Source organism: Pseudomonas sp. 37 R 15 (genome assembly GCF_900004865.1).
In the GTDB taxonomy this organism is placed as follows: domain Bacteria; phylum Pseudomonadota; class Gammaproteobacteria; order Pseudomonadales; family Pseudomonadaceae; genus Aquipseudomonas; species Aquipseudomonas fluorescens_AM.
Genome location: NZ_CVTV01000009.1, coordinates 99,732 through 112,765, shown reverse-complemented (window position 1 = coordinate 112,765; position 13,034 = coordinate 99,732). Strand labels below are relative to the sequence as shown.

Genomic DNA, 13,034 nt, shown 5'->3' with positions numbered 1-13,034 from the left:
GGTGGCGGGGCTTCGGGCGGCTGGTAATGACAATAACGAAAATAGAGCATCTACAACCATGGCATTACTGACTGAACACGAGCAGCGCCAAGTGGCCGAGGCGATCGCCCGGGTCGAGCAACAGACTGACGCCGAACTGGTCACCGTGCTGGCGGCGCGGGCCGACGACTACGCCTACATCCCGTTGCTGTGGGCCAGCCTGATTGCGTTGGTGGTGCCTGGCGTGGTGCATTACTTGTCGGGCTACCTGACCATGTACACCTTGTTGCTGGCGCAGTGGGCGACCTTCATTGCGTTGTGCCTGGTGTTTCGTTTGCCCAAGGTCACTACCCGTTTGATCCCGCGCTCCGTACGCCATTGGCGCGCCTCGAACCTGGCGCGCCGCCAGTTCCTCGAGCAGAACCTGCATCACACGCTGGGCAGCACCGGGGTGCTGATTTTTGTCAGCGAGGCGGAGCGCTATGTGGAAATCCTGGTGGATGACGGCATCTCCACGCGGTTGGACGACAGCAACTGGGATGGCATCGTCAGGGCGTTCACCCAGCAGGTGAAACAGGGGCAAACACTGGCCGGGTTCATTGCCTGCATCGAGGCCTGTGGTGAATTGCTCAAGGTGCATGTGCCGGTGACGCAGACGCGCAACGAGCTGCCCAATCGCCTGGTCATACTCGAATAACCAGGGCAACACAGTTGCAAATGTGGGAGGTGGCTTGCCCCCGATTGCAGTCTGTCAGTGACAAATATACTGACTGATCCACTGCTATCGGGGGCAAGCCCCCTCCCACAGTTGGATCTACCTTGGCTGCTGCAACTGACCACTGGTCAAATAACTCCGTGCCGTCGCGGGTTATCCCCCCTAAAATGCCCGGCATTCTTTGCCCGAGGCGTTTTTGTTCATGTCCGTCACCGCTCAACCCGCCAGCCCTGCGCCGGATCATCATGCCCAGTTCATCGACCTGCTGAACGCGAGCCTGGCGCAGAACGCCTTCATCAAGCTGGTGCTGGCCAAATACGTCGGTGATGAAGCCGAACTGCAGCGGCTGATCATCAAGCCGGTCACTGTAAAGGAACAGCCGTGCCTGTCCTTCGTCTACCGCTACACGACCCGCGACATCACCAAAAACCTGCCGCTGGCCGACGGCGTAGCGGCGATTGCCGAGCTGCTGCCAACCTCGTTCAAGAACGCGCACCTGTTGTCGCTGACTGATGAAGCCCAGCTCGAATACAGCAAGAAGAACAAAAGCTCGCTGTTCAAAAGCAAGCCGCAGCAATTGCGTGAGGCGCCATCGGCCGAGCATAACCGCGAGAAAAATCGCTTCCTCGACCTGAGCCGACCGTTCCTCGCCGACCTGGGCGTGACCGACGCCAAGCAGGCGCTGATCCCGTCGATGTCGCGCAAGTGGAAGCAGATCAACAAGTTCATCGAAGTGTTCAGCCATGCGCTGACGTCGTCGCCGTTGCAGCTCGACCAACCGGTGCGCGTTGCCGATTTCGGCTCAGGCAAGGGCTACCTCACGTTTGCGATTCACGACTACCTGCGCAACACGCTCAAGGCCGAAGGCGAAGTGACCGGTGTCGAGCTGCGCCAGGACATGGTCACCCTGTGCAACGAAGCGGCTGCGCGCCTGGAACACCCGGGGCTGGTGTTCAAGTGCGGCGATGTGCGCAGCGTCGCGCCGAGCCAGCTGGACGTGATGATCGCCCTGCATGCCTGCGATATCGCCACCGATTATGCGATTCACACCGGCATCCGTTCCGGCGCGTCGATCATCATGTGTTCGCCGTGCTGCCACAAACAGATTCGCCTGCAGATCCAGAGCCCGGCGCTGCTCAAGCCGATGCTGCAGTACGGCCTGCACCTGGGCCAACAGGCGGAAATGGTCACCGACAGCTTGCGCGCCTTGTTTCTCGAAGCCTGCGGGTATGAGACCAAAGTGTTCGAGTTCATCTCGCTGGAGCACACCAACAAGAACAAGATGATCCTGGCGATCAAGCGTGCCGAGCCTCTGGAAAATACGCAGTTGCTGGCAAAGATCCAGGAGCTCAAGGCGTTCTACCACATCACCGAACATTGCCTGGAAACCCTGCTGCGCGCCGATGGTTTCTTGAACTAGGCGCGGGGCCCAGGTGGGAGGGGGCAAGCCCTCTCCCACATTCAGACTCGGTGTAGCCATCAGAAGAACCGCGTCACGCTGATCTTCGCGTCGCGGCCCTTGGTATAGGCGCGGTCGCCGCTCAACGCCGGGCGGAAGTTTTCGTTGAACAGGTTGTCCACGGTGAAGTTCACCTCGGTGCCTTTCAGATACGCCTGCTGCGGTGTCCATTTGGCGAACAGGCCCTGAGTGTTGTAGCGCTTGTTGCCGTACTGGTCGTAGAACAGGTCGCCGACCCCGGAGCCCGGGCCGCCGGAATATTTGTCGCTTGGCAGGCGGTCGGTGGCGCCGATGAACTGGCCCATCCAGCCTACCTGGGCATCCCAGGCCGGAATGTGGGTGCCCAGCACCAGCACCCATTTGGTCGGCGGGATATCCCGCGCTGCCACGTCCGGGCCCCAGGGGTTGGTGTAGGCGCCTTCGTGCTGGCCTTTGGCGTAGGCGAATGACACCGAACCGAACACGTAGGTGGAGTTGTAGATCGACTCCACTTCAATGCCCTTGATGGTCAGGCCGCCGATATTGCGGTAATTGGACATCGCCCCCGGTGGGCAGGCGGAACCAATGGTGCCGCCGTTGACGGCCTGGTTCTGGCAGCCCACGCCGGTGGCCTTGAAGATTTCGTCTTCGACCTTGTTGTGGAACACGGTGGTGCGCAATTGCAGGCTGTCATCCTGGGCGACGAGGTTGTCGAAGTGGGTGATGTTGCCCAGGGTAATCGAGGTGATGCGCTCCGGGTCCAGGTCCACGCTGGTGGCGGTACGGCTGCCCAGGCCCTGCACTTCGTATTGCTCGTCGATCACCGGCGCACGCCAGGTCTGGCTCCAGTTGGCGAACAGGCCGACGTTTGGCGTAACGGTCCAGAACAGCGCCAGACGCGGCGACCAGCCGGTGTAGGTGCGGTCGCTGTAGTCGTGGCCGATCGCAGGGTCAGGGTTGTTGTAGTACGGCGCATCATTGCCTTCGCCACGGTTGCGCACATGGTCGTAGCGCAGCGACGGGGTGATGGTCAGATCGCCCAGGGTCACCGCGTCCTGGATGAAGAAGCTGTGGGTGTCGACCTTGCCGTGGGGCATGAACCCCGGCTGAAAATGGCCATAGTTATAGCGCGGCGTATTGTAGGTGCTGCCGGGCATCCACATTTCGGTGTCGCGCACGTGTTTGCGCACCTGCCCGCCGACTGTCAGCGCATGCTGCAGGGGGCCGGTGTCGAACAGGCTGATGTTGCGGATATCCAGATGCTTGTCGGTGTAGGCGGTGTCCATCTTGCGCCCGCCGGTGGCCAACTGGAAAAACGCAGTGGCATCACGCTCGTCGGTCTGTTCGGTGTTGGACTGGGAGTACTTGACGGTCACGTCCACCAGCGGGTTGTCCAGTGGCTGGTAGTGGTACTTGCCCGACCAGGTGGTGTCGACGGTATCGCGGTGCGCCAGAAAGCGCTTGAGAGCACCTTCATACCCGTAGCGGTCGATGTTGGCCTGGGTCGGCGGTGTTGGGTAGCTGGCGGCGGAAAAGGGCGTCCAGCGGTTGCTGTGGGAGCGCGAGTAGGACAGGCCGACACTGTGCTCCTCGGTGAAGTACGCATTGACCTTGAACAGCTTGCCGTCCACATCCTGGGCGCTGTTAGGCAGGCGCTGAGGGTTGATCGGGTACTGATTGTTCTCGTTGGGCAACTTGGCGGCGACCTTCATGTCGCCGCCGTCGCGCTGGGTCAGGTAGGCCAGGGCATCGAAACGGCCATCGTCGGTGCGGCCATACACGGCACTGCTGTAGACCTGCTCATGGTCGTTGCTCGAGTAACCGTATTTGAGCATTGCGCCGCTGTTGCGACCGTCCTTGAGCAGGTCCGGGGCATCCTTGGTGGTCATGTTGACCGTACCGCCGAAGCCGCCGTTGCCGGTAAACGGCGAGTTCGGGCCTTTCTCTACTTCAATGCTCTTGATCAGCTCGGGCTCGATAAATACCGTGCCCTGCTGGTAGCGCTCGAAACCACTCTTGGTCGCGCCATCCACGGTCATCGGCACGTCTTCGGCATCGCCGAAGCCACGGATGTTGATGGTTTGGCCGCCGGGTTTGAGCGAGCCGCCCTGGCTCACGCCGGGCAGGGTCTGCAACAGGCTGGGGATGTTATTGGACTGGTAGCGGTCAATGTCGGCCTGGGTCAAGGTGGAGCGGTTGACGGTACTGGAGTCCACTTCGTTGCCGGTGCCGATCACGCTCAAGGTATCGAGCTGGATTGCGCGGCCTTGCGTGGTCCTGGCCGCATCGGCGCGCACCACATAGGTCGTGCCAACCTTGATCAGGGTCAATTCAGCGCCCTTGAGCAGGCTGCGAATCGCGTCTTCTGCGCTGTACTCCCCCTTGAGGGCCGGCGCCTGTATCTGCTTGAGCAACGCCTCATCGAACAGCAGCTGGATTTTCGCCTGCCGGGCCACCTGGCTCAGGGAGGTCGCCAACGGCTGGGCCGGCAGTTGCAGCGTGAATGACTCGGCCTGGGCGCTGACGCTGAACGCCAGGCAGGTGGCAAGCAGGGTCGGTCGAAGAAACAGGTGCGAAGCAGGGCAAGGCGCGCGAAACATGAGATCCCCCGGTGCGGCTAAATAGCCAAAAAGGTGTGCGCATCAAACGCAGACGGGAGGAAGACGGGGCAGGCAAAAAAATCCACACATGCGAATGCAAAATATTCTCATGTGTGGCTTATTGGCTCGATTCGATCCTCATAATGCCGTCGGCGCCGGTCACGGTTTTTACCGGCAACAGGGCGGGCAGGGCGTTGAGCAGCGCGTCCGGGTCATTCACATCCAGGTTGCCCGACACCTTGAGGCGCGCCACGGCCTTGCTGACCTGCAAAGGCGCCTGGGGACGGTACAGGCTCAGCTCGTCGATCAGGCTGGCCAGCTCGCGATTACGAAACGCCAAGTGCCCACTGCGCCAGTCGGCGACGTCTTCGGCGTTCAGGGTTTGCTGGTGCAACGTGCCCTTGGCGTACTGGTAACTGGCGCGTTGCCTGGCCTGGAGCAACGCGGCGGGGTGTTTTCGATCCGGTTCGAAGGCCACTTGGCCATGGGCCACGCTGACCACCAGTTGCTGTTCGCTGCGGCGCACATCGAAACCGGTGCCCACCACCCGCACATTCGCCTCGCCGGCTTGTACGTACAGCGGGCGCTCCTGGTCGGCGGCCACTTCGCTGTACAGCTGGCCTTTGTCCAGATGAAGGATGCGCTGGTGCGCGGTGAAATCCACGCGAATGCGGGTGTTGGCGTTCACATACAAGGTGCTGCCATCGGGCAGGTGCAGGGTACGCATGCCCTTGGCATGACCGGCAACCTGGGCGTGATACAGCGCACGTGGCGCACCGAGATGAGGCGCAAGAACGGCGCAGAGCAAGGCGGCCGCCACCGCCAGCGCGGGGCGCCATACAGGTTTGCGCCTGGGCAGCGCCACCGGTTTGTTCAATGGCTGCAACTGGGCGAGGTCAGTCCACAATTGCTCGAATTCGGCATAGGCGCGCGCATGGGCCGGGTTGGCCTGCCAGGCGGCGAAGGCCTTGCGGTCGACACGGTCCGCGTCGTTGCGGTTGCGCGCAAACCAGTTGGCGGCTTGGGCATCGATGGCCTCGCTCGCTTCGATGTCCGGCGCGTCGAGGTCGCTCAGGCGGTTCATTGTGGCTGCTCCGTGCCGGGTCCAGGTTGAAGACGTCGCTTGCAGTGCAGCAGGGCGAAGGCGATGTGCTTTTCCACCATGCTCGTTGAAATGCCCATGCGTGCGGCGATCTGTGCCTGGCTCAAGCCTTCGAAGCGATGCAGCATAAGGGCTTCTCGCCGACGGGGCGAGAGTTCGGCGAGGACTTCTTTCAGTTGTTCCAGGCGCTGGATGCGCAGCGCTGCGGCCATGGGCTCGTTTTGCTCATCGGTGACGGCTTCAGTGGGGGCGTCGGCCGGATCGGGGTGGACACTGCGGCGTACCTGCTGTTTACGCCAGTGATCGCGCAGCAGGTTGCGCGCCATCTGGAACAAAAACGCCCGTGGCTGCTCGACCTTGGCCCGGTCGCGGTAGTCCAGCCATTGGGTAAACACATCCTGGGTCATGTCCGCCGCGTCACTGGCGTTGTCCGTGCGTTTGCGCAGGAAATGCAGGATATCTGCATAGAATCCGCGACAGGCATCGGCCGACAATGGGTCGGGCTTGGGACGAGACATGGATATCCTTCTTGACGCAGCACGGCTTGGAAAAGGTCGTGAATGATATCGAGAATTATTGTCATTTGTCTCTATTTAAAGGCTGCACTCACCTCAAATGTAGGAGGGGGCTTGCCCCCGATGGCGGTGTGTCAGGCAATGAATGTGTTGACTGATGCACCGCTGTCGGGAGCAAGCCCCCTCCCACATTTGATCTTCTTGGTTCACTGGATCAGTGTTCGACCGGCACCGACAGCGCCGGGTTACCCAGCGGATGGGTGCGCGCTGCAAAGAATTTCAGCTGCGCTCCAGTGCCTTCGAACAGCTGCGAATACCGCTGCTTCTGCTGGCGAATGAACCCTTCGCTGCGCCCCGAGACCGAAATGGCCAGGGTGGTGATGTCGGCCTGGCGGATCGCATCCACCAGGTGTTTATCCTGCGGCCCCAGGTCATGGCCGAAGATGCACAGCGCGCCCTCGTGGGTGAGCAATTGTTCATAGCAGAACGACAGATAATCCGAACTGCGAATGGTCTTGAGCTTGTCTTGCACCTTGCCTTCGCTGACGAACAGCGGCACATCGTCCAGCGTCTTGATTGTGTTGTTGATCGCGAAACTGCTGAGCAACGTGCTGTCGGTGGACGACAGTTTGCGCGCGGTACCGTCGAGGTTGCGCACCAGGTGCAGGCCGCCGTGCAGGTACAAAATGCGTGTGGCGTCGGTGCGGGTGTCGCGCAGGTCGAAGCTTGAATCGGCGCTGCAAAACAGGTCATCGATACCCGGCGTGTGCAGGATTGCCCAGTAGTTGAGCAGGTCGTAATTGCTGGTAAATACCGTGGTGTAGCGGGCCAGTTCCGCGTGGATGGTCGCCAGGGTCGAGGGCTGTACCAGGCGCCAGGGAATATGCACGGTATGGATCGTATTGATCAGTGCTTCCTTGATCGCGTAATAGCGATTGCGTGGCGCCGCCGAGCTGACCGCCAGGGCTTTGTTGACGCGGCTGGTAGTTTTCAGCGCGCCCAGGGCCTGCTCGAAACTGCGGGTCTGCAGCGCATCGAATACGCTGAGTTCGGATTGGCCCAGGGGCTTTTCTTCCACTGTGCGAGCGTTTTCAAACAGCGAGTCGTAGGCAAAGTCTTCCCAAATCGTGCGGCTTGCGCCGTTGCCGATCAGAATCCCATTGAAGTCGATGGCGCCGCGCAGTGCGCTCCAGTCGTCAAGGTGGGCGTCAATATTCTGGAAATCCTTCATTGCGGCGGGTCTACTCGAAATCGGCTGGACGGTGACTTTATCACGAGCCGGCATTGATCCTGGTCAAGATACGGCAAGCGGTACCGGTGGATTCTGTGGGTATAAAGCCCCTGAGGATCGACCATGAGCAGCACGTTTTTTATCCCCGCCGTCAATATCATGGGCATCGACTGCCTCGACGAAGCCATGATCGCCATCCGCAATTACGGTTTTCGCAAGGCGTTGATCGTCACTGACCAGGGGCTGTGCAAAGCCGGTGTGGCCAGCATGATCGCCGAGAAACTGGCGATGCAGGACATCGATTCGGTGGTCTACGACGGCGCCAAGCCCAACCCCAATGTGGAAAACGTCGAGAAAGGCCTGGCGTTGCTGCAACAGAGCGCCTGCGATTTTGTGGTGTCCCTGGGCGGCGGCTCGCCCCATGACTGCGCCAAGGGCATCGCGTTGTGCGCCACCAACGGCGGGCGTATCGGCGACTATGAGGGGGTCGACCAATCGAGCAAGCCGCAGCTGCCGCTGGTGGCGATCAACACCACCGCCGGCACGGCCAGCGAGATGACCCGTTTCTGCATCATCACCGACGAAACCCGCCACGTGAAAATGGCCATCGTCGACCGTAATGTCACGCCGCTGCTGTCGGTCAACGACCCGGCATTGATGGTCGCCATGCCCAAAGGCCTCACCGCCGCCACCGGCATGGATGCCTTGACCCATGCTATCGAAGCCTACGTGTCCACCGCCGCCACACCGATCACCGACGCGTGCGCAATCAAGGCCATCGAATTGATCAGCGCCAACCTGCGCCTGGCGGTACGCGACGGCAGCGACATGGCCGCGCGGGAGAACATGGCGTATGCGCAGTTCCTCGCGGGCATGGCGTTCAACAACGCGTCGCTGGGGTTCGTGCATGCCATGGCGCACCAGCTCGGTGGCCTGTACGACCTTCCCCACGGCGTGTGCAATGCGGTGCTGCTGCCCCACGTGCAGAGTTTCAACGCCAGTGTCAGCGCCAAGCGCTTGAGTGACGTAGCGCGTGCGTTGGGTGCCGATATCAAGGGGGTGACTCCGGAAGAGGGCGCGCAGGCTGCTATCGTCGCGATTCGCGCGTTGTCCCAGGATGTGGAAATCCCCGCCGGCCTGCGTGAGCTCGGCGCCAGGTTGCAGGATATTCCGCTGCTGGCGAGCAATGCGCTGAAGGATGCGTGTGGCCTGACCAACCCGCGGCGCGCGGATCAGCGTCAGATCGAGGAGATCTTTCGCAGCGCGTTTTGATAGGGGCAGCTTCGAGCTGCAAGCGGTAAGCTACAAGTTGAACGCGTTCAACATGAGCATGAAGCTTGCGGCTTGCCGCTGAGGTCCCCCATGAGAGTTCTGTTATTCGGCGCCACCGGTATGGTCGGCCAGGGCGTGCTGCGCGAGTGCCTGCTGGCGGCCGACGTGCAGGAAGTCGTCGCTGTCGGCCGTACGCCGTTGACCCAGCAACACGGCAAACTGCATCAGGTGTTGCACAGTGACATGCTGGATTTCCAGCCCCTGGAAAACCTGCTGCAAGGCTTTGATGCGTGCTTCTTCTGCCTGGGCGTTTCCTCGGCGGGCATGAATGAAGTCAAGTACACCCACCTCACTTACGACCTGACGTTAGTCGCCGCCAGTACCCTGGCGCGGCTCAATGCGCAGATGACGTTTATCTATGTGTCTGGCGCCGGCACCGACAGTTCCGAGAGGGGCAAGTCAATGTGGGCACGGGTCAAGGGCAAGACCGAGAACGCGTTGCTGCGCTTGCCGTTCAAGGCGGTCTATCTGTTCCGGCCGGGGATCATCCAACCGTTGCACGGCGTGCGTTCCAAGACGCCGTTGTACCAGGCGTTCTATAGCGTGCTCGGGCCGTTGCTCTCGTTTGTGCGTCGGGTAAAGCCGGATTGGGTGGTGAGTACCCAGACGGTCGGCCAGGCGATGTTGCAGGTGGCCAGACAGGGCGCGCCGCACGCGGTGGTGGAGCAGCGGGATATCAGTCATCTGGCCGTTGAGCGCGGCTGATCAACCCGCTGTCGCCACTGCCCGCACCGGCGTGGCGCTGAACTGAATCAACACCACCGCGCCCATCAACAACAGCGCTCCGAGCGCCCGCGGCATTGTTATTGGGCGCTGCGCAAGGCCGAACAGCCCGAAATGATCGAGCAGCAACGACGCCAGAATCTGCCCGGCCATGGCCAGTGCGATAAACCCGGATGCGCCCAGCCTGGGCAGCAGCATCAATGCCAGCGAAATGAAGCACACCCCAAATGCGCCACCGGCCCACATCCACAGCGGCGCCCGGGTGATAAAGGCCAGGCTCGGCAAGGGCAGCCGTAGTGCGATGATCACCGGCAGCAACACCATGACGCTTACCAACAGGGATGCCAGCGTCGCCCACAACGGGTGGCCGAGCCCGCGACCCAGGTTGGCGTTGATCGCACTCTGAAACGGCACCACGGCGCCGGCGATCACCGCCAGCAGCAACAAACCCAGCCAATGCAACGTTGTCATGTCGAATCTCCCAGAGGTTTTGCTGGACTCTAGGCTATTCGTCGCGCAAATTTAAATTCCGATTTGTTATGCCGAGCATGCAGCTGATGAATGATCTGCGACGCGTTGACCTGAATCTGTTGGTGATCCTCGATGCTTTGCTCAGCGAGCAACATGTCACCCGCGCTGCCGAGCGCCTGCACCTGAGTCAACCAGCGGTCAGCCATGCGCTGGCGCGCTTGCGTGACCTGCTGGGTGACCCGTTGCTGGTGCGTCAGGGCGGCGCATTGATAGCCACCGCCCGTGCGCTGGAGTTGGCCACGCCGTTGGCAGAGGCCCTGGCCCAGGTGCAGGCGCTACTGGCGCCGAACCGTTTTGACCCGGCTTCGGCCAAGCGCCGTTTTCGCCTGGCAATGTCGGATTACAGCGCGGCGATTTTCCTGCCCGGCTTGGTGCGTCTGTTACGCCATGAAGCGCCGGGCATCGACTTGCAAATCATCCAGGCCAGCCGCGAAGGCATGGTCGACGGCGTGCTCAATGGTGATCTCGACCTCGCTGCCGGGGTCTTCCCTGACGTGCCAGCCGAACTGCGCACGACGCCCTTGTTCGAAGAGCATTACACCTGCCTGGTCGACCGCGACAGCCTGCCCAAAGGCGGTGTGCTGGACCTGGCTGCGTACTTGTCACGGCCCCATGTCCTGCTGGAAATGCGCGGCAGCGGCACGCCGGAAATCGAGCGTGCGCTGGCCGCCATTCGTGAGCGGCGGCACGTGGCAATCAGCCTGCCGCACTGGGGCGTGGCACCGCAGTTGATTCAAGGCACGGACCTGATCCTGACTGTTTCATCCCGAGGCCTGCTGAATATCGATCACGCGCACCTGATGAGCGTACCGCCGCCGTTTCATATTCCATCGTTTGCGTTCGAGTTGGCCTGGCATGCGCGCCGGGGCGGGGATGCAGGGTTGCAGTGGTTGAAGGGTCGGGTGCAAGGTGTGCTGGAGGCCTGAGCAGTCGCTACCAAGCTGCCGGTGGCTGAGCGCGGGTATGAAAAATTCGCTTAACTTGCAGTCGCCCGTCACGAATAGAAGTTTTACCCGCAGCCCCGGAACCTGCAGAATCGCTGTGTCTTTCAACAATTTGCCAGAGCCCCGCCCATGACCCCATCCCTGCTGTTAGCGGTCCTTGCTTCCGGGTTTATCTACGGTATTACGCCCGGCCCTGGCGTGTTGGCCGTGTTCGGCATCGGTGCCGCTCGTGGCCGTCGTGCGGGGGCGGGGTTCCTCGCTGGGCATTTACTCGGGGACGTCGTGTGGTGCAGCACCGCATTGGTGGCGATTGTGGGCGCGCGGGAGGTTGGCAGCAGGGCGTTTGATGTACTCGGCGTGCTCAGCGGCCTTTATCTGTTCTGGCTCGGCTGGCGCGCCATCCGCACCCGGCGCCGTAGCAGCGACGCCCCTCAGGGCGCGGCGCGGCATCCGTTCTGGCACGGCATTCTGTTCGGCCTGACCAATCCCAAGGCGTACCCGGTGGCAGTGGCGACATTCACGGCATTGCTCTCCAGTCGTGCCGAGTTGCTGACGTGGTCGATGCTGCCGTCGCTGATTGTTCTGAGTTTTATCGGCGGCCTGCTGGCCTATGCGATCCTGATCGGTGTGGTCGGTGCCCAACGCGTGCGTACGGTGTATCAGCGCCACGAAATCCTCATCACGAAGCTGTGCGGCGTGATGTTTATCGGGTTCGCCATCAACGCGCTGGCGCACGCGTTGCCGGGCCTGTTTGCAAGCAAACCTGCGTGAGTCGGCAACGACCGTTCGTCGCACTGCAAAGTTTTTTCTAAACCTTTGCCGCGTGCAAAATTCGAATCCAAGGCGAGGCGCAGTTCCCTTGCCCCTATTTTTGCCTTGGAGGAACCCATCATGAGCCGCATGGCTATCCGGTTACGCACCGCCAGTTTCGCGATGCTGCTGGGCCTCGGCGCCAGCAGTGCTTTCGCCCAGTCGCCTGCCCAATTCATCGAGCAGGCTTCAGCCAAAGGCATGGCCGATATCGAAACCAGTCGTATGGCTCACGCCAAGACCTCGTCCCAGGAAATCAAGGATTACACCATTGAGGTGATCAACGAGCGCACCCTGGCCAACCAGCATCTGGCGGCGATCGCCAAGAAGCTCGACCTGCCGGTGGCCCCGCGGGAGAAGATCGTCGACAAGGCCGAAACTCTGATGCCCGAACTCAAGGACGGCGACTCCTTCGACGCTGCCTATGCCGCGCAGCAGGTCAAGGAAAATGAAGACGCCATCGCCCTGTTCAAGCAGGAAGGTGCGGCGTCGGATGTGCCTGAGATCAAAGCGTTGGTGGACGAGACGCTGCCCAAGTTGCAAGAACGCCTGGAGAAAGCCCGGGCCCTGGCATCGACCTACGGCAAGGGGCACCAAGGTGACGGTTGAAGTGACCCCCTGAAATGAAAACGGCGGTTGGATCATCTCCAACCNCCGCCGTTTTTTATGCCTGGTTCAAATCGGTTTTCGGCGGCGCCGCATCGTCGGCGGCGGCACCACAACTGCTGTTGAGGCTCAAGCTGCCGGCTTTGCCGATATCGCGGTATTCCTGACGCAGCTTTTCAAGCTCTTTACGGTCCAGGCCGTCCAGGCTCAGCACAGCGTTCTGAGCATCCTTGGACACACGCAACAGCTCGTCGATCTTGATATGCAGGATGTCGTTATCGCGGTTCTGTGTGTTCTGGATCAGGAACACCATCAGGAACGTGATGATGGTGGTCGAGGTGTTGATGATCAATTGCCAGGTGTCGTTGTAATGAAAGTACGGTCCGCTCAGGCTCCACGCAAGAATCAACGCCACCGCCGCGTAGAACGTCCGGGGGCTGCCGGCCCAGCGCGATAGAGTTTGGGAGACTGTGGAGAATTTCATGACGGTTTTTCCTCAAATAAAGGT

13 protein-coding genes are annotated in these 13,034 nt (G+C 61.2%); 7 read left to right on the top strand and 6 right to left on the bottom strand.

Features of this window, described 5'->3' with window-relative positions; genetic code table 11:
* Nucleotides 1-58: 58 nt before the first annotated feature.
* Nucleotides 59-676: a TPM domain-containing protein gene (locus BFQ04_RS01715; protein WP_065949301.1), complete on the top strand. Its 618-nt coding sequence runs from the start codon at nt 59-61 to the stop codon at nt 674-676.
* A gap of 220 nt (nt 677-896) precedes the next feature.
* Nucleotides 897-2,114: a class I SAM-dependent methyltransferase gene (locus BFQ04_RS01710; protein WP_065949300.1), complete on the top strand. Its 1,218-nt coding sequence runs from the start codon at nt 897-899 to the stop codon at nt 2,112-2,114.
* A 59-nt stretch (nt 2,115-2,173) separates the two neighbouring features.
* On the opposite strand, the gene BFQ04_RS01705 is transcribed toward BFQ04_RS01710, so the two are convergent.
* The 4 genes from BFQ04_RS01705 to BFQ04_RS01690 all read right to left on the bottom strand — a co-directional run bounded on the left by BFQ04_RS01705 (nt 2,174) and on the right by BFQ04_RS01690 (nt 7,580).
* A complete protein-coding gene (locus tag BFQ04_RS01705) occupies nt 2,174-4,732 on the bottom strand; it encodes a TonB-dependent receptor (protein ID WP_065949299.1) in 2,559 nt (852 codons plus the stop codon).
* Nucleotides 4,733-4,850: 118 nt separating this feature from the next.
* Nucleotides 4,851-5,816 (bottom strand): FecR family protein, encoded by a 966-nt coding sequence (locus tag BFQ04_RS01700; protein WP_065949298.1) that lies wholly within the window; start codon nt 5,814-5,816, stop codon nt 4,851-4,853.
* Nucleotides 5,813-6,352 (bottom strand): RNA polymerase sigma factor, encoded by a 540-nt coding sequence (locus tag BFQ04_RS01695; protein ID WP_065949297.1) that lies wholly within the window; start codon nt 6,350-6,352, stop codon nt 5,813-5,815. The genes BFQ04_RS01700 and BFQ04_RS01695 overlap by 4 nt, the downstream gene beginning before the upstream one ends.
* A gap of 211 nt (nt 6,353-6,563) precedes the next feature.
* On the bottom strand, nt 6,564-7,580 hold the full coding sequence (locus BFQ04_RS01690; RefSeq protein WP_065949296.1) for a DUF4917 family protein: 1,017 nt from the start codon (nt 7,578-7,580) through the stop codon (nt 6,564-6,566).
* 123 nt (nt 7,581-7,703) lie between these two features.
* Here BFQ04_RS01690 and yiaY point away from each other — a divergent pair, with 123 nt between their 5' ends.
* Nucleotides 7,704-8,852, top strand: a complete 1,149-nt coding sequence (gene yiaY, locus BFQ04_RS01685; protein ID WP_065949295.1) for an L-threonine dehydrogenase — start codon at nt 7,704-7,706, stop codon at nt 8,850-8,852.
* A gap of 90 nt (nt 8,853-8,942) precedes the next feature.
* Nucleotides 8,943-9,617, top strand: coding sequence for an NAD(P)H-binding protein (locus BFQ04_RS01680; RefSeq protein WP_065949294.1), 675 nt, complete (start codon nt 8,943-8,945; stop codon nt 9,615-9,617).
* Here BFQ04_RS01680 and BFQ04_RS01675 read toward each other — a convergent pair whose 3' ends face one another.
* Nucleotides 9,618-10,106, bottom strand: a complete 489-nt coding sequence (locus tag BFQ04_RS01675; protein ID WP_065949293.1) for a DMT family transporter — start codon at nt 10,104-10,106, stop codon at nt 9,618-9,620. It lies immediately after the preceding gene.
* Between the two features lie 68 nt (nt 10,107-10,174).
* Between BFQ04_RS01675 and BFQ04_RS01670 the strand changes: the two genes are divergently transcribed.
* From BFQ04_RS01670 to BFQ04_RS01660, 3 genes are all read left to right on the top strand, one after another.
* A complete protein-coding gene (locus BFQ04_RS01670; RefSeq protein ID WP_065949292.1) occupies nt 10,175-11,092 on the top strand; it encodes a LysR family transcriptional regulator in 918 nt (305 codons plus the stop codon).
* Between the two features lie 147 nt (nt 11,093-11,239).
* On the top strand, nt 11,240-11,881 hold the full coding sequence (locus BFQ04_RS01665; RefSeq protein WP_065949291.1) for a LysE family translocator: 642 nt from the start codon (nt 11,240-11,242) through the stop codon (nt 11,879-11,881).
* A gap of 120 nt (nt 11,882-12,001) precedes the next feature.
* Nucleotides 12,002-12,529, top strand: coding sequence for a DUF4142 domain-containing protein (locus tag BFQ04_RS01660; protein WP_065949290.1), 528 nt, complete (start codon nt 12,002-12,004; stop codon nt 12,527-12,529).
* 55 nt (nt 12,530-12,584) lie between these two features.
* Here BFQ04_RS01660 and BFQ04_RS01655 read toward each other — a convergent pair whose 3' ends face one another.
* Nucleotides 12,585-13,010 carry a low affinity iron permease family protein gene (locus BFQ04_RS01655; RefSeq protein ID WP_065949289.1) on the bottom strand — a complete coding sequence of 142 codons (426 nt, stop codon included), beginning with the start codon at nt 13,008-13,010 and terminating at the stop codon, nt 12,585-12,587.
* Nucleotides 13,011-13,034 lie beyond the last annotated feature (24 nt).